Here is a 20,505-nt window from a genome sequence, read left to right as displayed (position 1 = left end):
GTTTGAGGTCAGAAGCCAGCTGGTTAAGGCGCAACACGAGCGAGCGAAGCCGCTTCACCTCCCAAAGGATGGTGAGGACGTCCTCTTCTCGAGGGTGCCTGGCCTGGATGGCGCGCAGCTGCACGAGGGAAAGCGGATCTCGGAATTCGTCTCGAGCTTTGCGTTGACCATAAAGAAGCGCCTTCCGTGGGGCCTGTAGCCCCACGGAAGGCGTGCCAGGTCCACCGCGTGGTGGACCTGGCTGTGGATGGCGAGCGGACGCGTGCCTGGCGGGATGTTGTAGCGAGACCCTGCACTGTCTGCAAAAGCCCTACCCAGACCGCTGAAGATACGTTCGACGTAATCGAGCGGAGAAGTTTTTTGTACGATGCGTCCACACATGCGGGTTCCTCAAGATGCCCGCGCTGCGCGCGCACGTGCCACTGCATCAGCAAACTGAATTGAATCCTCGAGCTTCTGCAGCAAGGGAGCTGCATTCCATGCCCCGCCGCCGTAGCCACTGACGACGTATATCAACCCCGTCCGTTGCAGGCCCGCGAGTAGCGACCAGACTTCTTCCTCATCATAAATTTCCCTCAATGCGGGTATCACTTCCATCTCAATATCGCGCGATGCTGCGCCGGCCGGGCTGTTCCTCACTCGGATAAAGGTTGCCAACACCACCATCTCATCATGCCGGAGGGATTCAAGCGTTTGAGCGAGATAGAGGAAGTCGTCCGCGACAATTGCGCGCGAGCCATCCCCAAAGACAACCAGCCGTGCGAGTAATCGGAGGTTGTCATGTGCAGCACCTACGGTGGCCGATCTGATGTAGCGGATCGTCCGTGCAGCCAAGCCCTCAGGGTCTTTCATCAATCGGTCCCACGCATCAGCATCGTGGATCTGGTCCATCAAGAGGTCTTCGGCCTCCTGGACCTTGGCTTGCACGAATTGGCCCAACCCTTCCTTCATGAAGGCCGCGACGACACCTGCGATTGGGTTCGCGGCCCCTACAACTGCCACAGCGACTGCTGCAGCTCGCTCCACAGAATCTGCTGTCCCTTTCTTCATGTCGACCCTTTGCTAACGTTGCAACTGCGCTTCATTCTATGCCGCGCATGTTCGATGCGCGATGCTGACTACGTTGCTGCTGCCTCTTGACGGACTAGCCGGTTGACAGGCCTTGGGCGCATCTTGGCCCTGCGCGCACCAGGCGCAAGGGGCTTTCGCGGCATATCCTCGCGTGCTGCGCTCGCTGCGGTATTCCACGTCCCCTTGCCCCCGGCGCTTGTTCCGCAGGGCGCCAGTGCTCCCGTCCTGCCACCCGGCCGGATCCACTCAAAGGAGCACCACATGACGCACGCCACCACTACCGCCACGCTCGTTCCCGAGCAGCAACGCATGAGCTTCCTGCCAAAGCACTTCGGAGAGCGGCTCATGCTCCGCGGTGAACTCACCGTCTATGGTTGGCTAGACCGCTTGTCGAAGGAATACAGCGGCGGTTACTGGCACTACTTCGAGATCCCCAACGGCTTTTACATGGCTCCGGCCGGGTACGAGACGCTCCGCATCGTGTGGCCCTTGAACTGGTGCGACCGGACCATGTCGGCCGACGCAGCCGGTATCGTCGCCACGCTGTACGCGCTCTGCGAACTCTGCAGTCAACAACGTAGCGACGACCTGGCCGAGAAGTATCACGCCCTGCGCGACTTCGCCGGCGAGCACGCCGAGGCGAGCGCCATCTTCGCCGCGATCGATTGACGCCATCCCGGCCCGCTTCGGCGGGCCTCTCTTCTTCTGCTCGCCCACAAGCCAACGTGGCTCAGCCACTGCTAACCGGCACCGCTGGGCGGGGCTCATCGCTCCGAAGGTAGGCCATTGCAAGCCATACGGGGCGGCGGGTCTGCTTTCCCGGTCATGGTGCCACGGCGTTCTCGCGTTCAAGTGCGGCGCGACCCGGGCGGGGCCCGAGCCGCTGGCGGCCGCTGGCCGTCTTCGACACTTGAGCGCTGCGCTGCGCCGTGCCTCTGAAGTTCCGGGCATTCCCGCCCTGGCAACCGGAGAGATCACATGGCCAAGACATCAAATGCACAACAACGCCGTTTTCTGAACAACGCGGATGATCATCAGAAGGATATCGTGAGCCTCATCCGGCGGGTCGCGCATACGCGAGGGATCGACCGCGTATGGAGCGATTGGATGGAGATCTGCGCGATTGCACTGGCTCGTGCCGATCTCGCGCAGCGCGAGGCGCGCGAGCAGCGCTACCTGCAGGTAATCGCTCGGTATGAGCGGGCCAAGCTGGACCTGCTGGTGCAAGCGTTCTCGCACCTGGTCATGGCCTACGAGGTCCGGATGCAGGCAGCGGACTTCGGTGATGTGCTGGGAAGCACGTTCATGATGTTGGACATGGGTAACGCCGGTGCCGGCCAGTTCTTCACGCCATACGAGGTGTCGCGTCTGATGGGCGACATGATCATGGGCAGCGGGCAGGACCTGATCGACAAGGCTGATGCTCATGGATTCGTCCGCATCCTGGAGCCGGCCTGCGGTGCCGGCGGCATGCTGATCGCGGCGGCGCAATCGATGCACGAGGCCCAGCTGAACTATCAGCAGTGCATGCACGCAACTGCGATCGACATCGATCAGCGCTGCGTGCATATGACGTTCATCCAGCTCGCGCTGTTGCACGTGCCGGCGGTTGTCGTCCATGGCAATGGTCTCACCGGCGAATGCCGGGAGCAGTGGTTCACCCCCGCGCATATCCTGGGCGGATGGCGCACGCGACTTCGTCGTCGGGAAGCAGAGGAGGGCGCCCGTGCGCTGCTCGATTCGCCGGCGGCCGCCGCGCTCGAGAATGTTGACCAGGCTGTCGAGAGCGGCCTCGACTCTGCAGATGAGCAGCCGCCACGGATCATGTCGAAATCGGTTCGACGCGCAGCTGCAGCTGGCCAGATCTCGCTCTTTTAGGGGCGCTGCGGTATGCCCCATTCGGGGCCAGGCGCGTCGCAGACGCGCCATCTTCGGCCCGCACAGACCATCAAGCACTGCACGGACCACACAGTCGCAGGCCCTTCGGATCCGGACAGGCCCGTCGCAGCGCGCGGCTTTGTAGCCGCGTCGGGCCTTTCAAGGGCTTTCGCGGCATATCCTCGCGCGCTTCGCGCACTGCGGTATTCCACGTTCCCTTGACCGCCTCCTCCATGCCTGCGCCCGCCTGCCCCGTGCAGTGCAATGCAGATCGGCTGCCATTGCTGCACGCATGGAGCCACCTATGAGCCGTGTCGTCCTGGGCGATTGCCTTTCCATTCTTCCGACGTTGCCTGACCGCTGCGTCGACCTGGTGCTGACCGATCCACCCTACTTGGTCAACTACGTTGACCGTGCCGGACGAAGCATCGCAAATGATCGCCGCGATGACTGGCTGGCGCCGGCGTTCGCACAGTTGTTCCGCGTGCTCCGCGACGATGCGTTCTGCATATCCTTTTATGGCTGGAATCGTGTGGACAGCTTCTTTTCCGCCTGGCGCGCGGCCGGCTTTCGCCCGGTGGGCCACATTGTGTTTGCCAAGCCTTATCAGTCCAAGGCCCGTTTTCTTGGCTACCAGCACGAGTCCGCATACCTGCTGGCAAAGGGTCAACCGGCTACTCCGGCTGCGCCTTTGCCAGACGTGCTGCCCTGGAAATACTCAGGCAATCGCCATCATCCGACGCAGAAGCCGGTTGACTGCCTGGCACCGATCATCGAGACGTTCAGCAAGCCACGGGATATCGTGCTCGACCCATTTGCGGGCTCCGGATCGACATGTGTAGCTGCCCGTCAGGTAGGCCGACGTTTTTATGGCATCGAGATGGACCCGAAGTATCACGCCGCCGCGACGCAGCGGCTCCGCCTCGACGCTCAGGAACGGGTAGCAGCATGAGCGGGCACCGAGACTCGCGCGCGGCGCTCAGCGCGTTCAACTCAGTGCCCACTTATAGGAGCTGGAGGTGCCGAGATTCATGCGCCTGCAGCTAGTCCGGCACGGTTAAAACACACTACTATCTGCCCTCCCTCGCACACAGGAGTATTCAATGCCCCGTACCGTAATAGCCCTTCTCGTCGCCGCCGGTGTCGTGTTGGGCTGCGGCCAATCTGAAGCAGAGCGCCGCGCCGAAGCCGATAAAGAAGCTACTAAAGGCGAGTTCGTCAAAAGTAAACCGGGTACGTGGCCCCCGCCAATCCCCGGCGCGTCTGGAGAGCAGGCTGCCGCAACTGGCCGCCGCGAGTGATCAGTGCGATATCGATCTCTGCTGCCGCTGACCCCTGCCTTTGGTTTGTTGGCGGCATTTCTCGCAGCGATCACTTAGTCCTCGGGGCGCCATCTCCCGCCCCTCCCTGTTGTCTAAACGTCACTCACATCCGAAGCGCGCGGCGCCAGGTGCCTGGCCTGCTCGGAAGAACGAACGGGCCTCTGTAGTGCCCGCTGCTCTGGGTTTCCATGATCTCTCGTTGCGGGAGATCCGCGAGACGCTTGAGGCAGCGAATCTCGCCGGATTCGTCGATCACTTGCGAAACCTTTGAGGTGGTCGACGGTGTTCAGCTGCTAAACGCCGCCGAGCCGTACTTTTACAGCGTTGGCCGGTGCTCGATTCCTTGAGCGGTCGGAGTTCCGATATTGCGGGCCGGTCGTTGGAAAGCGACGACAGTGGTTTGTGCGTGCCCTGCCGGCGTTGCCGTCAGGACCGGGCTCTCGCGCTGTGCGTTGAGCCAGGCTGCGCCTGTCTCAACCCTTCGGGCTTCCATCCCTCACGCCTACGCGCCCGTTGGCGCTGCGCACGTCGCTACGCGCCGTTTGCGGGGGCCTGCGGCCAGTTTGAGCCCTGCGGGCTTGGGGCGCTCGCCGCGCGGCACGCCTGCGCCTCTCTGACACGTACTCGCATGCCTGGCCTGTAAGTCGCAGAGCCCTAGAACCGCCGACAGTATCACTACGTTCCTCTTTCCAAGGGGGCCGCTACGCCGGGTGCTCACCCGTTCGGTGCTCGGCCTTCGGCCTGCGCTCCGCATGCGGCTTCCGCTCCCGCCCCTTTCCAGTCGTCACTCCGTGATCCCGATCGGCACGGGCTCAGCGACTCACAGGACTGGCGGCAACCCGCGAAGACGAAGTCCAGCGATTCCAGCCGTTCACGATCGGGCTAACGATCTTCAGGCCCGGTCAGCACAAACAGAACCTCCCTGACGGACAGAAGCGACATGCAAATCAGCCTATACACCCTGCCCAATTGCGAAGCATCCAAGCTGACGCGAGAGGCTTTCTTGCGCGCTGGAATCCAGTTCTCCGAGCGGAGTGCGGCGGATCAATCGCCGTTGGAGGCCCCCGTGGTATCCACCATCGTTGACCGCCGCATCGTTGCTTGGCGCGGCCATCGTGCAGACATGATCGAACTGCTGCACGCACTTGTATCCGAAGGCCCTGTGCCCGCGCACGGTCTTTCCGATCTGGAGGAAGCCCGACACGCAGTGCTGACGCGCCATCAAGCGCTGGTGCAAGTCGAAGAGCATGGCGCGTGGCCGCAAAGCTTTCTTGACGAGTGTGGAGACCACGCGCTCTATCGCGGCTCGGTCGTGCTTGACTGGCTCGGGTACTGAAATGGCGGCACTCGATCAAGCGTTGAACAACGATGTTGCGGCTATCGACCTCAACGAAGTGGCCGACCGTCTCGACGTGCTCGAATCCGCGCTGGCGCCGACGTGTGTGGAACTGCGGGAAATGTCGGAACTTCAGTCGGTGATTCGTCAAACCGCGGCCATCGATGCCTGCGATTACTTCACGCCTGTTATGTATCGCCATGATCGACTGCCCGAGGCAGTGTCCTCACTTGTCGACGTGTGCGAAGTCACCTTCTTCGACACCACTTACTACGCACTGTCCACCGTGGCTGCGTAGCGCAGCCACTTAAAAGAAATGCCCCTGCTCGGCTGGAACCGACAGGGGCATGCATCAGCAAATCACGTTCAAAGGAGCTTTGCGATGAATCACGACTTTATCAGACTGGCAAACGAAATGCGACGCGCGCATGCGCAGGGCGAAGCGTTCCGCCTCCCCGCGATGACGATGCGCGACCTGGGCACGCTGATCGCGCTCCTCGCCATCGACTCGCCCGTATCGGCGCTCACCCATTGACTGCCCAGGCATCTGAAAAGGACACCACGCTATGAAGAACGATACTCAGGAACTCGCCGCCGTCCACGCCGCCGCCGCGCGCCTCGACATTCCGTATACGCAACTGCGTCTGAGCGAAGCATATTAAGCGCGTAGCTCGCACGACCGGCAACAGGACGCCGAGATTTTGGGGCTCAAATCCACCATCCAGGCGATGGGCGGCCTCCTGCAAAACCTTGTCGTCGTGGCCGCACCTGACGGGGCCTATGAGGTATGCGCAGGGGGTCGGCGTTGGACTGCCCTCGGCCTCCTGATTGATGGCGGAGTATTTGCGACAGACCACCCGGTGCCGTGCCTCGTGATTCCTGCCGAGTACGCCCACCACGCGAGCATGATTGAGAACATTGGCCGCAAGGCGATGCATCCGGCCGATGTTTTCGCGTCCTATGCGCGGCTGCGCGCCGAGGGTTGGGCGGTCGACGCTATCGCCGCTGCCCACGGCGCAAGCGAGAAGGCGGTCAAGAAGCTTTTGGCGCTGGGCGAAGTCTCGCCGGTCCTCATGGACTTGTTCCGCCAGGACAAGATTGCCTTGGAGGAAATGCAGGCGTTGGCGGCGGTGTCTGACCACGGTCGCCAGGAAGCAGCCTGGAAGGCGGCCAAGCAAGGCTACTACCATCGTCCTAGCCGCATCCGGGAACTGCTGGCCGAGACCGAGCTGCGCGGCGATAGCCTCGTCGCGCGCTATGTCACGGTCGCGGCCTACGAAAAGGCCGGCGGCAATGTGCGCCGCGACCTGTTCGAGGACAACACGTATCTTGACGACCCGGAACAGGTGCGTGCGATGGCAGTGCAGAAGATGCAGCGCTCCAAACTCGCTAAGACGGTGGCCGGGGAGGGCTGGGGCTGGATGGAACACCGCGTGGAGCTGGACTACAGCGACCGCAAGAAGCTGTACGGAGAGATTCAGCAATCCAACCAGGAGCCGACGAAGGCTCAGGCGAAGCTGCTGAACTCGCTCACGAAGAAGATCGACGACGCCGAGGCCAAGATGTGCGAGTCGGCGCAGGCCGAGATGGCGACAGCGCCCTGATGGAAAAGCTGTCGGCCAACGTGGCCAGTTGGCGCGGTCAGATTTCCGAAGTGCGCGCCGAACTCTATGACTATCCCGCAGATTTGAAACCGCTCGCCGGGGCCGTGTTGCACCTGAACTACTCGGGCGAGCTAACAGTGACGCGTGGACTAATCCGCCAGGAGGATCGGGAGGCGGTGGCCGAGAAGGTGCGCGGCGCAGCCAGACAGGACGGCGGCGCACATCCTGCGGTGGACCTGCCGCCGGTCAAGACCCGCCCGATTCATTCGGAAGCACCGATGAACCGCCTACAAGCGCAGCGTGCTATCGCCTTGCAGGCCGAAGTGATTCAGCGTCCGAATCTGGCGCTCTGCCTGCTAATCGAGCAGATGGTGCACGAGCTGGACGATGCAGGGCGGCGGCACAACCCCGTGCGCTGCCTAAGTTTCTCGGCCAGCAATGCGCAGCATGACCTGGCACGCACCGATCCTGCAATGAAGGACTGCGCAGCATGGGAGCTTGTGCAGCGCGAATGGGAGGCGTGCACGCGCGACGTTCCCGGTGACCGCAGCGCCGTACTGCCCTGGCTTCTGGAACGTGCACAGGCGGACAACATCGCATTGTTGGGTGCTTTGGTCAGCCTGACGTGCGGGGTGGCAACCAGCTCGGCCTAGAGCCCTTCTTCACTCAGTAATCTCCCTCGTTGAGGATCTAAGGTCTGCGATTGAGGATCAGATCGAGAGAGATGCCGCGCTAGTTGGCGGAATCGTGAGAACTAGTCAGCAAATGCAGTTCGACCCGGTGGCAGACGGTCGATACGCCTCGTTTGGGAATCGTTTACGGTCTCTCCAGAATGGGATGCATGACCTGATCGTTATCTGGGGGGCTGGGACGGAGAACGAAGAGCGCGTTGGTATCGAGGTAAAAGTGGTGAAGGACACGCACTCGATCTTTAGAGGCCTAGAGTACCTGACTTGGTCCCCTTTCCCTTCTATCTTGGTGGTGTTCTCGGAAAAGAAAATAAGCCCGCGGGAGCGGGAAACCTTAGGCCAACTAAGAAAGTTCGCGCCAAACCTATACGTCGCTTTGAAAAGCGACGACATTTGATATTAATGATGGTCGATGCGGCGGCTGGCCGATGCTTGACGGCCGTACCTCCGTATTTGCACGCCGCCCGTGATCCCAATGACCAAAAAAAATTGCTTGGCGCTCCTATTTTGGGTTCATGTCCATGGCGGCGGAAGCCTTGTGCGGTCGCCAGGGACGGGTGATTTCTAATCCGATATCGAGCGCTGCCGTTTTTTCCTCGAGCGGATCTACAACGCCCGCCAACTCACTGGCGTCGTTCGTGTAGATCTCCGTCTGGTGACGCGCGCGGGAAATTGCCACGTAGTGGACGTCGCGCTGCGTGGTCCGGCTGAAGCTCTCCGCATTGATGAGTGCACGATCGCAGGTCAGCCCTTGGGCGCTATGGCTGGTCGTGGCATACGCACGATCCAGGTGTAGCGGGCCGGCGGCAGCGTCCAACGTGAGCCGACGGCCGCCGCCACCGATGATGACGGACGTGGGGGTTACCGCCAGCACCTCGAATCTGCCACCGTTGACCAGGTCGAGCTTGGCATTGTTCCGGGTCACTCGCACCCAGTCGCCGGCTGAGAGCTCCGCTGGGACTGGCTCGTATACGGAAAGCTTGGCAGCACGTGCAGAATTGAACTGTGTGCGTTCCCCGGTGACGACGTGCTCCACGACCAGATCATTTGGCTTATCGGGCGCTGTGCCGATGACGCGGTACATCTCGGTCTGGCGTAGGTTGCCGGTCTTGTAAATCGCGCTCGGGTTGGAGGATGTCGCCGGCGATGTAGTACTTCGCGACCCGCCGTTCCGCCTGTGTCGTGTCGCGACGGGTAAGCAGACTGAAGTCGAATCCACGGCCGGACAGGCCCAGCGCCTGGTGCGTTGCTTCGTTCAGTGCCTTGCGCGAATCGTTCGTGCCTGTGACGATCAGCGTTTCGCGCCTCTCATCCGCTTCGAGGTTGGCGTACTTGGAAGCGATGGCGTCGTAGCGGGCGCCGTTGTCGTCGATGGAGTGGACGGCCTTGAGCTTTCCATCCAGCAAGGCGAGAAATGCGGATGCGTGGCCCGCCGCGGCAAGTTCTACGGCAGCCTTCAGTTCTGGCGACTTCTGACGGATGATGTCTCCCATAAGCGAGGTCTCCATGCCGGCTGCCTGCAACTGGTGAAAGGTTCGGCCCGCTTCAATCGCCTTGGTCTGGCCCCTGTCGCCGAGCACCACACGGGCACCGTCCACCTCGGCCATTTTCATCAGGCGTTCCATGATCCGGGCAGAGGCCACGCCGGCCTCGTCGATGACGAGAACCGTCTTCTCGTCCAACTTGAAGCGGTCCTTCTGGCGCGCTTCGAGCGCGGACGCCACTGTACGAGCCTCCATGTTCAGCTCTCGTAGCGCCTCGATCTGCTTGCCATACGACGCCACCGCCTGAACGCGATAACCGGCCGCTCTGCCGCTTCCTTGACCTGCGCCAGCATGTAAGGTTTCCCGGTTCCGGCCAATCCTTGGGCGCCGACAAAGCGATGCGCGCGTCACGATTTTTTCACGGCTCGGCCCCTATCATCGCTGCTCGATGGAGCAGGGCGGGATGCTGGATTGGCTTGAACCGACATGCTCCGGATTCATGCTTGTCGGCCAGGGAGTCTATGTCGCAGTCCATCACTGGCGGGTTCGTGGCCCGCAATCCGGCTATTTACCTATCCGGCGGCATCGGGGATGGCGTGCTCAATATGGTGTTTGCCCGGGCGCTGGCCGAGCAGGCCGGGGCGCCCGTCACGCTGCTCATGACGCAGGGCGAGTCGGCCCTGGATCTGTTTCGTTCGCAGCCTTACGTGAAGCGCGTGATTTCGCTGCAGGAACTCGAACGCACGCGCGGCTGGCAGCGCATCAGGCGTCTGCGCGATGCGCTGCGCGCCGAGGCTTTCGACGCGCTGTTTCTTTTTACCTTCCGACCTTATGTGGCGCTGGCCGCAAGCCTGGCGGGCATTCCGCGCCGGGCGGGTTTCGTGCGTCAGCATCAGCCGCACTTCGCGCCGCTCTTCACACATCGAGCGTGGGTGCGGCGCAAGGGCACGCCGCATCCGGACACGCACGCGTGGCTTCCGCGGGTGCTCGACGAGGCGGGTTGCCGGTTCGAGGCGCGCTACCCGTCCATGGAGATATCCGCCCCGGCCCGCGCGGCCGCGGCCGACCTGAGCGCCGGGTTGCCGCGCATGGTCGGGTTCGGTCTGAACGCGTCGGCGCCCCGGCGCCGCTACAGCGCCCAGGCCTACGCGGAGGTGGCGCGGCAATTGCATGCGCGCGATCCAGGGCTGGGCTTTCTCCTTTGCGGCGGGGCCGATGTGCGGCACATCGGGCAGGAGATCCGCGCGACATTGCCCGCCGGGATTCCTGTGCTGGATACGACCGAGCTGGACACGGCCATCTGCGTCAGCCAGGCACTGATCGCGCGTTGCCTGGCCTTCGCCTCCAACGACAGCATGGGGCTGCACATTGCGGTGGCCCACGGTGTGCCCACCATCGGGCTGTTCGGCAGCAGCCCGCCCATGCATTACGCGCCGTGCCTGCACGCGCTGGCGCCGGCGCAGGGGGCGGGGATGGACGCCATCGCGCCGGCCGATGTGGCGAACGCGGTATGGAGCCGCCTGCCGGGATAGGGCTCCTATAGAATGGGGTACATCCCGACGCACTGGCTGATGCCCCCATGCCGCCCACCGAACCGGACCGTTCCAATGTCGTGAACCTCGACCGCCGCGCGCGCAAGAAGCGGCGACCGGTGCCGGCGATCGTGGTGGCCGGGGTGGTGCTGGTGGTCATCGTGCTGACCTTCCTGGTGGTCGACACTCTGCGCGAGACCACGCCGCAATGGCGCGAGCGCGTCAGCACGGCGTCGAATCAGCACAGCACGGTGTACCTGCCCGATGGATCGTTCATGGCCGTCAATGGCAACACGGAGCTGCTGGCCGAGGTGTTTCCGCGCAGACGCGAGATCGCGCTCACGCGCGGCGAGGTCTGGCTGCAGGTGAGCTACCAGTATTTGTCCACGTTCAGCGTCAAGACCGGCACCGAAGGCGTCGACATCGTGCCGGCCTCGGATTCCACGCCGGACCTCGCCTTCAACGTTCGCTACGTGCCCGGCACCGAGCTCGCCGTGCAGGTCGAGCGCGGGCCGGTGCGCGTGCGCACCCGCACCGCCGGCACGCGCGACTTCATCGAACTCAAGACCGGCGAGGCCATCAAGGTCGATCTCGAGATGCGCCGCCACAGCATCGGGCCCGTCGATCCCGACCACGTCGGAGCGTGGCGCGGCTAGGGTGATGTGCGGTCGCGATGGTGAAGACGACCAGGCGGACGAGTAAGCGCAGACGCGCACGATCGACCAGCGGCCGGCGACCAGCGACCAGCGGCCAGCGACCATCGACCAGCGACCAGCGACCGCCGACCGGCGACCATCGACCATCGACCATCGACCGGCGACCAGCGACCAGCGACCATCGACCGGCTACCAGCGACCATCGACCATCGACCAGCGACCAGCGACCATCGACCGGCGACCGGCGACCGGCGACCGGCGACCAGCGATCAGCGACCGGCGACCAGCGATCAGCGACCGGCGACCATCGACCATCGACCGGCGACCGGCGATCAGCGACCGGCGACCGGCGATCAGCGACCGGCGACCAGCGATCAGCGACCGGCGACCGGCGATCAGCGACCGGCGACCATCGACCATCGACCTTCGACCATCGACCATCGGCCATCGACCATCGACCAGCGACTAGCGACCAGCGACCAGCGACCAGCGACCAGCGACCGAGCGACCGAGCGGCCAGCGGCCAGCGACCGAGCGGCCAGCGGCCGAGCGATCGAACGCCCTCGACGGCCGCTGTCTCAGCGCGGCAGCGGCAGCACTGCCGTGGCTTCGATCTCGACCAGCATGCCATCGAGCGCGAGGCGTGGCACCGGGATCAGCGTGCAGGCCGGGGCCAGGCGCTTCTCGCCCCAGCGCCGTGCGATCTCCGCGCTGTAGTGCGCCAGCTTGGTTTCGTCGTGGTCGACGATGAGTAGTTGCAGCCGCACGATGTCGCCCAGCCCCGCATGCACGCCGCGCAGGGCCGTCTCGACGTTGTCGAGCGCCTGCCGCAACTGGCTGGGGAAGTCGCCGGCGAGTTCGCCGCGCTCGTTTTCGCCGCCCTGACCCGAGGCCAGCACGAGCCGTGCGGGCGTGTCGGCCACCGCCACGTGGGAATAGCCGTTGGCGCGCGGGTCGTACAGGCCCGGAGGATTGAAGAACACCGGGCCGGGATGGCTGGCGGGCAAGGGGAGGGAAGTGACGGCCATGAAGCGTCTCCGTGCGGCGAGCATGCAGGATCTCCGACATGCGAGGTTCTGAGGAGCTGCTAGTATCAGACCTCAACTTAACTTGAGGTCAAGTATGCCGGCCGGAAAATCTCGAGCACCCGCGAAGATCACGCGCGACCGCCCGCTGTCGGTGGGCGAGCTGGCCGAACGCACCGGGGTCGCCGTCTCGGCGTTGCACTTCTACGAATCGCGCGGGCTGATCGCGAGCGAGCGCAGCGACGGCAATCAGCGGCGCTATGCCCGGGCCACGCTACGGCGCGTGGCGGTCATCAAGGTGGCGCAGCGCATGGGCTTGCCGCTGGCCGCGATTGCCGATGCGCTGGCGCGCCTGCCGCAGGGCCGCACGCCCACGGTGGCCGATTGGCGCAAGATGTCGGCGGGCTGGCGCGGCGAGCTCGACGAGCGCATCCGCACGCTCACGCAGCTGCGCGATCAACTAGACGGCTGTATAGGCTGCGGCTGCCTGTCGCTCAAGCAATGTCCGCTGCGCAATCCGCAGGACATGATGGCGAGCCACGGCCCGGGGGCGCACTTTCCGCCCGATGCGCCGGGTGCTGCGCCATCGGCCGTGCCTGCGCCACGCAAGCGTTAGGCGGCGCGCGGCTGATCGGGATGTAAGGGGTCGGCCGGTCCGATGGGATCGTTGCCGGCGTCGGGGCGGGGGGCGAGCGGGCGCAGGCCGCGCGCCAGGCGCAGCCGCTGGCAATCCGGATTGACCTGGCCGTCGGCTTGCCACACGTCGAACTCGCGGCAGGGCGTGGGGCGCTGTTCGTAGATCGCGCAGTGGATGCCAGGCTGGCCGAGCTCGCCGCGCAAGGCCACGCAACGGCCGCCGCCCTGTTCGGTGCCCTGCATGCAGGCGCGCAGCGGACCGATCTGGGTCACGAGGTCGGCGGGCACGAGACCGCCGTCGGGGCCGGCAATCTCGCCGCAGTAAAAGGACACCCGGAAATGCGAGCAACAGGCCCCGCAGGACAGGCAGGGATTGGGGTCGAACGACACGCCTTCGAGCGTGGCGAGAGGGGTGGGCTGCGCAAACGGAGGGAGCTGCGACATGGACGTGTCCTGGAAGCCCGGCGCATGAGGTGGCCGGGCGCTGATATTAGCAGGGCGCACGGTTCGTGAGGAGCCCGCAAGTCTCTGAAATCATGAGGAAAAGCCCGGATTGTGGGCGGCGTGCAACGTCGCGTTTTCGGCACGCGCCGGGCCTGCATCGCGCCCCCGCGGGTTAGCATGGCGCCGCTACGCACAAGGAGAATGGCATGCAGGCTCGTACGGACTTCGAAGACGGCAAACCGCGCTGTGGCTGGGCCGACGGATCGCCCGAATACACGGCCTATCACGACGACGAATGGGGCTGGCCGCAGGCCGATGAACGGGCCCTGTTCGAGCAGCTTTGCCTCGAGGGCTTTCAGGCCGGGCTGAGCTGGCGCACGATTCTCAACAAGCGCGAAGCGTTTCGCCGTGGCTTCGCCGGATTCGACTACGCCAAGGTGGCGCGATATACCGAGAAGGACGTGACGCGCCTGCTGGGCGATGCGGGCATCGTGCGGCACCGCGGCAAGATCGAAGCCGTGATCAACAACGCCAAGCGCCTGCTCGAGATGCACCAGCGTGGCGAGTCCTTGGCAACGCTGGCATGGTCGCATGCCCATGCGCCGCGTGGCCCCAAGGCCGCGTTCGAAGTGCGAGCCACCTCGCCCCAGGCCACGGCGCTGTCCAAGGCGCTCAAGAAGCTGGGATGGGGCTTCGTGGGGCCGACCACGGTCTATGCGTTCATGCAATCGGTGGGCATGGTCAACGACCATCATCCCGATTGCTTCGCCTGCAAGCCCTGCGACCGCGCACGGGCGGGCTTCGAGCCCCCGCGCTGACCCCGGCGGGGATCCCCTCGGGCACGGCAGTTGCTCGACTACCATCCCCTGATGCTCCGGGTCGGGCATGACCGGTCGTTGCTTTTTGTGTCGATGCGTCCTGGCCGGCTGTGCCGGGGACAGGTCTGCGCTACCCTGATTTGAGCGGCATTCGGTGACGGATCGCAGCCCAGCTGCGCCCGGGATGCGCTGGCCGCTGCGGCATCGAGGGTGCTTCGCGCAGCGGAGCCTGGCTAAGAAAAAAGGCGGACAGACAATGACGCGTACACGCAAAACCCTGATTGGCATCCTGGTGATCCTGCTGTTGATCCCGGTTGTCCTGGTCGTGGTGATCGCCACCTTGGACTGGAACCGTTTCAAGCCCACGATCAACGAGAAGGTGTCCGCCGCCATCGGCCGTCCCTTCGCCATCAATGGCGACCTCAGCGTGAAGTGGGCGCGCGATCCCGAGGAGGGCGGCTGGCGTGGCCTCGTGCCGTGGCCGCACGTGCGTGCACAGGATCTGACCGTCGGCAACGCGCCCTGGGCCGAGGCGCCCACCTTCGCCAAGCTGAATGAGGCGTCGTTCCGCCTGTCGCCGCTGCCGCTCATCGTGCGTACCGTGCGCATCCGCAGCATCCAGCTGACGGGCGCGGAGGTCGACCTGCAGCGCCGTGAGGATGGCGAGGCGAACTGGGTGTTCAAGATGCCCGAGAGCGGCGAGCCGTCGCCCTGGACCATGGACATCGATGCGATCGGCTTCGACCAGGGGCGTATCACCTACAAGGACGTGCCGCTCAAGGCCGACCTCGAGGTGCTGATCGATCCGCTGGGCAAGCCGATTCCGTTTGCCGAGATCGCGGGCGGGCCGACGGCGGTGCCGGGCGAGAAGGACGGCGACGGCAAGAACGCGAAAGATGCGAAGGACGCGAAGGAAAGCAAGGACGCCAAGGACGCCAAGGACACGAAGGAAAGCAAGGACGCCAAGGACGCCAAGCGCGGCGAGAATGCCGCCGACAAGCCCGCCGGCAAGGCACCCGAAAAGGCCGCGGACAAGACCGCTGCCGCGTCCGACAAGGCGACGGACAAGGCCGGGGCCGAAGCCCCCGCGAAGGCCAGCGGCGCGAAGCCCGCGGACGTCCGGACGGCGGACAAGACCGCCGCCACCTCGGCCGCGAAGCCCGGCGACAAGCCGGCGGACGGAGCGACGGGCAACTCCGCGGACGCCGCCGGCCAGCCCGGCGATGCCAAGACCACCGATGCCGTTGCCGAGGCGCGCAAGGAGCAGCCGCCCCCGGACTACCTGTTCGGCTGGAAGGTCAAGGGCAAGTACAAGGACCTCGCCGTGCAAGGCGAGGGCAAGATCGGCGGTCTGCTGGCCCTGCGTGACGGCAATGTGCCGTTCCCCGTGCAGGCGGACGTCAGCGCCGGTTCGACCAAGGCCGCCATCATCGGCACCGTGACCGATCCGCTGAGCCTGGGCGCGCTGGACCTGCGCCTGAAGCTCGCGGGCAATTCCATGGCCAACCTGTATCCCCTCACCGGCGTGACGCTGCCGGACACACCGCCGTATTCCACCGACGGCCACCTCACGGCCAATCTGCAGGATCCGCAGGGCCCGGTGTTCGATTACCGCAACTTCAACGGCAAGGTGGGCGCCAGCGACCTGCACGGCGATCTGCGCTTCGCGCTGCAGGCGCCCCGGCCCAAACTGACGGGCAAGCTCACGTCCCGCCAGCTGCGCATGGAAGACCTCGGGCCGCTGATCGGCGTGCAATCGGGCGCCGGCACGACGGCCAAGACCGTGCGTGCCGAAGGCGAGAAGGCGTCCAAGCAGCCCGCCGACAAGGCCCTGCCGGTGCAGGAGTTCCGCACCGATCGCTGGCGCGACATGGACGCCAACGTCGCACTCGCGGCGGGCCGCATCATCCACAGCAGCAAGCTGCCGTTGTCGGACCTCGACACGCGCGTGGTGTTGCAGGACGGCGTGCTGAACGTCGATCCGCTCAATTTCGGCATGGCGGGCGGGCGGCTGACCTCGTCGGTGCGCCTCGATGGCTCCAAGGCGCCGATGGACGGCCGCGCCCGCATCTCGGTGCGACGATTGCAGCTCAAGCAACTCTTCCCCGAGGTGGAGTCGATGCAGAAGACGCTGGGCCAGTTGCAGGGCGACGCCAACCTGGCCGGCACCGGCAACTCGATCGCGGCGCTGCTGGGCACCGCCAACGGCGACGTGCAACTGCTCGTCAACGATGGCGTGATCAGCCGCTCGCTGATGGAGATCGCCGGCCTCAACGTGGGCAACTACGTGGTCAACAAGCTGTTCGGCGACGACGAGGTCAAGATCAACTGCGGCGCGGCCGACCTCAGCATGAAGTCCGGTCTCATGAAGACCAATCTGTTCGTGTTCGACACCGAGAACGCGCTGGTGACGGTCGACGGCACCATCAACTTCAAGAACGAGCAGATGGATCTGGACATCACGCCGGACAGCAAGGGCTTTCGCATCTTCTCGCTGCGCTCGCCGCTGTATGTGCGCGGTACGTTCAAGGATCCCAAGCCCGGCGTGCACGCGCTCCCGCTGGCCGCGCGCGGCGCGGGCGCCGTGGCGCTGGGCGTGGTGCTCACCCCGGCCGCCGGCCTGCTGGCGCTGATCGCGCCGAGCAACAACGACGAGGGCAACCAATGCGCCGAGCTGTTCGCGCGCATGAAGCAGACGCCGGCCAAGAAGCCCGCGCCGGCGAAGAAGTGAGGGATGCGGCACTGAACCGGCGGGTGCCACGAATTTGTAAAAATCCGGGGTGAGTTGGACAAGATCAAAAAATCATGTATGATTCGGCCTCTCGCAATTGCAGCAGTTCTGCGGCGGGGCTGACAGGCAAGTCTTGTTGGTCGCGAAGTTGGATAACACTGCATGCGTCGGGCTGTTAGCTCAGTTGGTAGAGCAGCGGACTCTTAATCCGTAGGTCGAGTGTTCGAGCCACTCACAGCCCACCAGAATTCTCTAGTAGTATCAAGCGCTTAGCCCACCGGAAACGGTGGGCTTTTTGCTTTCTGGGAATTTTGACCGCACTTCTAACGCACTCCGGTGTTTTGGCGGACTCTGGCAGCGACCTTCGAGCGCTGTTACAGAAAAAATTTCTGCCTCCATTTGCTGGCAGTTTTCGGCGAATCGGAGCCCCGCGAAGCAAGGGTCCACCCGCGTTGGCGCTTATACCTCAATCCTCAAATTGTGAGATAAGCAGCATGGCTAACATTCAAAAGCGCGGAGAGTACCAGTACCAAGCAGACATTCGTCGTAAAGGCTTCCCGCGGCAAACCCAGACGTTCTTGACCAAAGACGACGCCGAACGGTGGGAGCGAAAGCACGAGGGGCAAATGGACGAGGGGAAATTCAGAGACCTGCGCCCCGTCGCGAAACTGACCCTCGGCGATGCCTTGGACCGCTACATGGACGAAGTCGTCCCGACCAAGGCCGTAGGCGGGCAGCGCAACGAGCGCAATCGAATTCGACTGCTGAAAAAGCATCCACTGGCCAGGCGTGAGCTGAGCACTCTTCAGTCCTCTGACTTTGCCAAGTACCGTAATGAGCGGACCGCACAAGTAGGCAGCGCTAACACCGTGCGGCTGGAGCTGGCGCTGCTCTCGCATCTGTACACGATCTGCAAGAAAGAGTGGAACTGGCCACTCGACAATCCCTTGAAGGACGTGAGGCGACCTTCTGCTCCAGAGGGCGGTGAACGCCGGCTTCGTGGGGATGAGGAGGCCCGGCTCCTCTTGGAAGTCAGCGTCGAGCGCGTTCGGCAACCAGTTTGGCTGGAAGCATGCATTCGACTCTCGCTGGCCACAGGTTTGCGTGCCGGTGAACTGCTGACTCTCGAGTGGTCACAGGTTGATCTGAAGGGTGGCGTCATGAACCTGACTAAGGCCCGCAATGGCAGCAAGCGATCAGTGGGCTTGAACCTCGAGGCTGTACGCGTCCTTCAGAGCCTTCCTCGTTCGACTCAGAAGGTCACCAAGGGCTATCACGAGACCGGCAAGCTAGATTGCGATTTCAAAGCAGCCTGCATTGCCGCTGGTCTGGTCGACTTGCACTTTCACGATCTTCGTCACGAAGCGGCGACTCGCTTGGCTCCGCACATGATGCCTCAGGAGCTGGCCAAGATCATGGGCTGGAAAACGCTGCAAATGGCCATGAGGTACTACAACCCGACCGCACAGGAATTGGCGACGCGAATGCGTGCCGTGGAGGCGGCTAGATCGGAACCGTCACCCGGTTCGCCGAATGCTCTGGCTGTGCCCAGGGCTATCGAATTGGCTTCTGGGCCGACGCTGGATGTGCCTGTCCAGCGCGTTGGCGACCCGACCACGAGCAACGTCATTCGAGTGCAGTTCTTGCGTGATCTGCCATCGCGGACTCGCGCTATTGCCTAGTTTGGGCATCTGATAGGGATTGTTGGCGGGCAGCGGAAGAGGTCTGCTCGTCCGCCAACGATCAAGATAAAACCCGCCGCAGCGGCGAGGACATATTGCTGCTCAGTTAGGAAACATTGAATTCGTTGCGGCACGTCATTTAGGCGTGCCATGTCAGCAGCTTTGCTTGCTCGCATTGAAGCGTCTGCGCCACGTCGGCCGTGGTGTGGACCAGAGAAAGACCGTTGCCGTGTTCGGCCGTTAGCGACTGCCTTAACGGAACCCTACATTCAACTCAACCCGCCGGCGCATGTGTACTGGCTCCAGTTTGATATCGACAAGGGGGAAGCGTCTCACACCTGGGACGACTGTAATCTCCCTCCTCCCACGTATGTCGCCGTAAATCCCTCCAACGGCCATGCGCACTACGGATATGCGCTTACCAGTCCAGTCTGCAAAACGGACGCCGGTCGTCAGAAGCCCTTGGCTTATCTTGCGGCCATTGAGTACGCCTACAACCGTAAGCTTGTCGCTGATCGCGCGTTTCGAGGCCCTCTGGCGAAGAATCCGTTGCATGCTAACTGGCATCTATGGCAGCCCGCGAACGACGTTCAATACGAGCTCAGTGAACTCGCTGAATATGTTGAGCTGCCTCGCTTGGAGGAGATGAGAGCAGATCGAATCAATCCGGACTATGCCGCCTTGGGGCGGAATTGCTGGTTATTCGAAGGCTTGAGACAGCAGGCGTACTTGCAGGTAAAGGCGTTCTGGCGACCGGCGGGAGACGAGCTTTTTTATGAATGGCTCCTGCGGGAGGCTGAGTCCCTGAACCGAACTTTCCCTGCCCCATTGGACTTCGGAGAGGTGAAGAGCATTGCACGCAGCGTCTCTCGCTGGGTGTGGAAGCGATTTACGCCAGGTGACTTCCGGGCTATCTAGGCTGCTCGAGGGCGAGCCTCTGGCGTCGCGCGAAGGTTCGCCACTCAGGAGCTGCGGGAGAGGGCTGCGATGCTGACCGCCTCTGGTTTGACCTCGCGGCAAGTGGCAGGGCAGCTGGATGTGAACCAATCCACCGTGGTCAGATGGTTGCGGGCTAAAGAAGCCGGTGAGGCTTGATATGGGCCTGCCGGGATTTGCCTCTGTGGATGGTGACGGCAATTGATCTCGTGTGTCTGCGCACTCGCCGAACTCCGTTGATATACTGGCGAGGCTGAAATCGACGATGAGTCCGGCCGGAGTGACATTACGGTCGAGGCTTGTGGAACAGGACTGGAGTCACTCAGCGTAGCTGTCCAGTCGAACGGGGTGCCTCAATGAGGCGCAATTTGCGAATAGCATTTTGCGGGCGCCGTTCCGAAGAGTTAAACAGGGCCCATGCATAGCGTGGGCCTTTCCTTTGGGTGGTTCAAAGCTCAGCCCTGCTTTGGCTTATGGGGCCTCGCCACTCACAACGCTGCACGGTTCGCTTTCTCTGATGTCAGTAGGCAGACAACAAAGCTTCTGCGCCTTGGTTTGATCGGATTTCCGCAAGCGTTTCGGTGATGCACGAACCATATCAGGTAACAGCGAACTTGGGGCGCTTCTCGCCTATTCAACGGTGAGGGTGTGATCGGGTCCC

Annotated in this window: 20 protein-coding genes, 1 tRNA gene and 1 pseudogene; 17 read left to right on the top strand and 5 right to left on the bottom strand. The window is 63.5% G+C overall.

All coding sequences use genetic code 11. From position 1 onward, the window contains the following. Positions 1 to 390 precede the first annotated feature (390 nt). A complete protein-coding gene (locus CAL25_RS19735) occupies positions 391 to 1,050 on the bottom strand; it encodes a hypothetical protein (RefSeq protein ID WP_141217957.1) in 660 nt (219 codons plus the stop codon). Between the two features lie 282 nt (positions 1,051 to 1,332). Here CAL25_RS19735 and CAL25_RS19730 point away from each other — a divergent pair, with 282 nt between their 5' ends. The 8 genes and pseudogenes from CAL25_RS19730 to CAL25_RS19700 all read left to right on the top strand — a co-directional run bounded on the left by CAL25_RS19730 (position 1,333) and on the right by CAL25_RS19700 (position 7,864). Next, the gene (locus tag CAL25_RS19730) at positions 1,333 to 1,740 is read left to right on the top strand and encodes an antirestriction protein (RefSeq protein ID WP_094803113.1); all 408 of its coding nucleotides are present in this window, start codon (positions 1,333 to 1,335) and stop codon (positions 1,738 to 1,740) included. 309 nt (positions 1,741 to 2,049) lie between these two features. Then, positions 2,050 to 2,949, top strand: coding sequence for an N-6 DNA methylase (locus CAL25_RS19725; protein ID WP_094803111.1), 900 nt, complete (start codon positions 2,050 to 2,052; stop codon positions 2,947 to 2,949). 304 nt (positions 2,950 to 3,253) lie between these two features. Next, on the top strand, positions 3,254 to 3,901 hold the full coding sequence (locus CAL25_RS19720; RefSeq protein ID WP_094803109.1) for a DNA methyltransferase: 648 nt from the start codon (positions 3,254 to 3,256) through the stop codon (positions 3,899 to 3,901). 1,310 nt (positions 3,902 to 5,211) lie between these two features. Continuing rightward, complete coding sequence (locus tag CAL25_RS19715; protein WP_094803107.1) at positions 5,212 to 5,607, top strand: hypothetical protein; 396 nt, start codon at positions 5,212 to 5,214, stop codon at positions 5,605 to 5,607. Between the two features lies 1 nt (position 5,608). After that, positions 5,609 to 5,905, top strand: a complete 297-nt coding sequence (locus tag CAL25_RS19710) for a hypothetical protein (protein WP_094803105.1) — start codon at positions 5,609 to 5,611, stop codon at positions 5,903 to 5,905. Positions 5,906 to 5,989: 84 nt separating this feature from the next. Next, positions 5,990 to 6,142, top strand: a complete 153-nt coding sequence (locus tag CAL25_RS24270) for a hypothetical protein (protein ID WP_170948541.1) — start codon at positions 5,990 to 5,992, stop codon at positions 6,140 to 6,142. Positions 6,143 to 6,302: 160 nt separating this feature from the next. Then, positions 6,303 to 7,211: pseudogene (locus tag CAL25_RS19705) on the top strand (ParB/RepB/Spo0J family partition protein); the annotation flags it as partial. Next, positions 7,211 to 7,864: a hypothetical protein gene (locus CAL25_RS19700; RefSeq protein WP_094803101.1), complete on the top strand. Its 654-nt coding sequence runs from the start codon at positions 7,211 to 7,213 to the stop codon at positions 7,862 to 7,864. The pseudogene CAL25_RS19705 and the gene CAL25_RS19700, both read left to right, overlap by 1 nt. 538 nt (positions 7,865 to 8,402) lie before the next feature. Here CAL25_RS19700 and CAL25_RS19690 read toward each other — a convergent pair. Both CAL25_RS19690 and CAL25_RS19685 read right to left on the bottom strand, forming a co-directional pair. Then, positions 8,403 to 8,984, bottom strand: coding sequence for an ATP-binding domain-containing protein (locus CAL25_RS19690; protein WP_094803098.1), 582 nt, complete (start codon positions 8,982 to 8,984; stop codon positions 8,403 to 8,405). Next, the gene (locus CAL25_RS19685) at positions 8,953 to 9,795 is read right to left on the bottom strand and encodes an AAA family ATPase (RefSeq protein ID WP_170948539.1); all 843 of its coding nucleotides are present in this window, start codon (positions 9,793 to 9,795) and stop codon (positions 8,953 to 8,955) included. Before CAL25_RS19685 ends, CAL25_RS19690 begins: the two co-directional genes overlap by 32 nt. Before the next feature lie 110 nt (positions 9,796 to 9,905). On the opposite strand from CAL25_RS19685, the gene CAL25_RS19680 reads away from it, so the two are divergent. Both CAL25_RS19680 and CAL25_RS19675 read left to right on the top strand, forming a co-directional pair. Beyond that, positions 9,906 to 10,916, top strand: a complete 1,011-nt coding sequence (locus CAL25_RS19680) for a glycosyltransferase family 9 protein (RefSeq protein WP_249279162.1) — start codon at positions 9,906 to 9,908, stop codon at positions 10,914 to 10,916. A 47-nt stretch (positions 10,917 to 10,963) separates the two neighbouring features. Beyond that, positions 10,964 to 11,572 carry a FecR domain-containing protein gene (locus tag CAL25_RS19675; RefSeq protein WP_094803094.1) on the top strand — a complete coding sequence of 203 codons (609 nt, stop codon included), beginning with the start codon at positions 10,964 to 10,966 and terminating at the stop codon, positions 11,570 to 11,572. Between the two features lie 578 nt (positions 11,573 to 12,150). Here CAL25_RS19675 and CAL25_RS19665 read toward each other — a convergent pair. Next, the gene (locus tag CAL25_RS19665) at positions 12,151 to 12,600 is read right to left on the bottom strand and encodes a RidA family protein (RefSeq protein ID WP_094803092.1); all 450 of its coding nucleotides are present in this window, start codon (positions 12,598 to 12,600) and stop codon (positions 12,151 to 12,153) included. Positions 12,601 to 12,694: 94 nt separating this feature from the next. Here CAL25_RS19665 and soxR point away from each other — a divergent pair, with 94 nt between their 5' ends. Beyond that, positions 12,695 to 13,213 carry a redox-sensitive transcriptional activator SoxR gene (gene soxR, locus CAL25_RS19660; protein WP_094803090.1) on the top strand — a complete coding sequence of 173 codons (519 nt, stop codon included), beginning with the start codon at positions 12,695 to 12,697 and terminating at the stop codon, positions 13,211 to 13,213. On the opposite strand, the gene CAL25_RS19655 is transcribed toward soxR, so the two are convergent. Then, positions 13,210 to 13,677, bottom strand: coding sequence for a YkgJ family cysteine cluster protein (locus CAL25_RS19655; protein WP_094803088.1), 468 nt, complete (start codon positions 13,675 to 13,677; stop codon positions 13,210 to 13,212). The two genes, soxR and CAL25_RS19655, sit on opposite strands and share 4 nt — an antisense overlap. Positions 13,678 to 13,883: 206 nt before the next feature. Here CAL25_RS19655 and CAL25_RS19650 point away from each other — a divergent pair, with 206 nt between their 5' ends. From CAL25_RS19650 to CAL25_RS24610, 6 genes are all read left to right on the top strand, one after another. Then, complete coding sequence (locus tag CAL25_RS19650; RefSeq protein ID WP_094803086.1) at positions 13,884 to 14,495, top strand: DNA-3-methyladenine glycosylase I; 612 nt, start codon at positions 13,884 to 13,886, stop codon at positions 14,493 to 14,495. A gap of 256 nt (positions 14,496 to 14,751) precedes the next feature. Continuing rightward, a complete protein-coding gene (locus CAL25_RS19640; protein ID WP_249279161.1) occupies positions 14,752 to 17,226 on the top strand; it encodes an AsmA family protein in 2,475 nt (824 codons plus the stop codon). A gap of 169 nt (positions 17,227 to 17,395) precedes the next feature. After that, positions 17,396 to 17,471, top strand: a tRNA-Lys gene (locus CAL25_RS19635). Positions 17,472 to 17,720: 249 nt separating this feature from the next. Further along, positions 17,721 to 18,908, top strand: coding sequence for a tyrosine-type recombinase/integrase (locus CAL25_RS19630; RefSeq protein ID WP_094803084.1), 1,188 nt, complete (start codon positions 17,721 to 17,723; stop codon positions 18,906 to 18,908). 150 nt (positions 18,909 to 19,058) lie between these two features. Next, the gene (locus tag CAL25_RS24615) at positions 19,059 to 19,826 is read left to right on the top strand and encodes a replication initiation protein (RefSeq protein WP_094803082.1); all 768 of its coding nucleotides are present in this window, start codon (positions 19,059 to 19,061) and stop codon (positions 19,824 to 19,826) included. Positions 19,827 to 19,877: 51 nt separating this feature from the next. Next, the gene (locus CAL25_RS24610) at positions 19,878 to 20,003 is read left to right on the top strand and encodes a helix-turn-helix domain-containing protein (protein WP_432759253.1); all 126 of its coding nucleotides are present in this window, start codon (positions 19,878 to 19,880) and stop codon (positions 20,001 to 20,003) included. The last annotated feature ends 502 nt before the right edge of the window (positions 20,004 to 20,505 follow it).

Origin of the sequence: Bordetella genomosp. 5, assembly GCF_002261315.1 — a bacterium.
Lineage (GTDB): Bacteria > Pseudomonadota > Gammaproteobacteria > Burkholderiales > Burkholderiaceae_B > Bordetella.
This window is presented reverse-complemented; position numbering and strand designations above follow the sequence as displayed.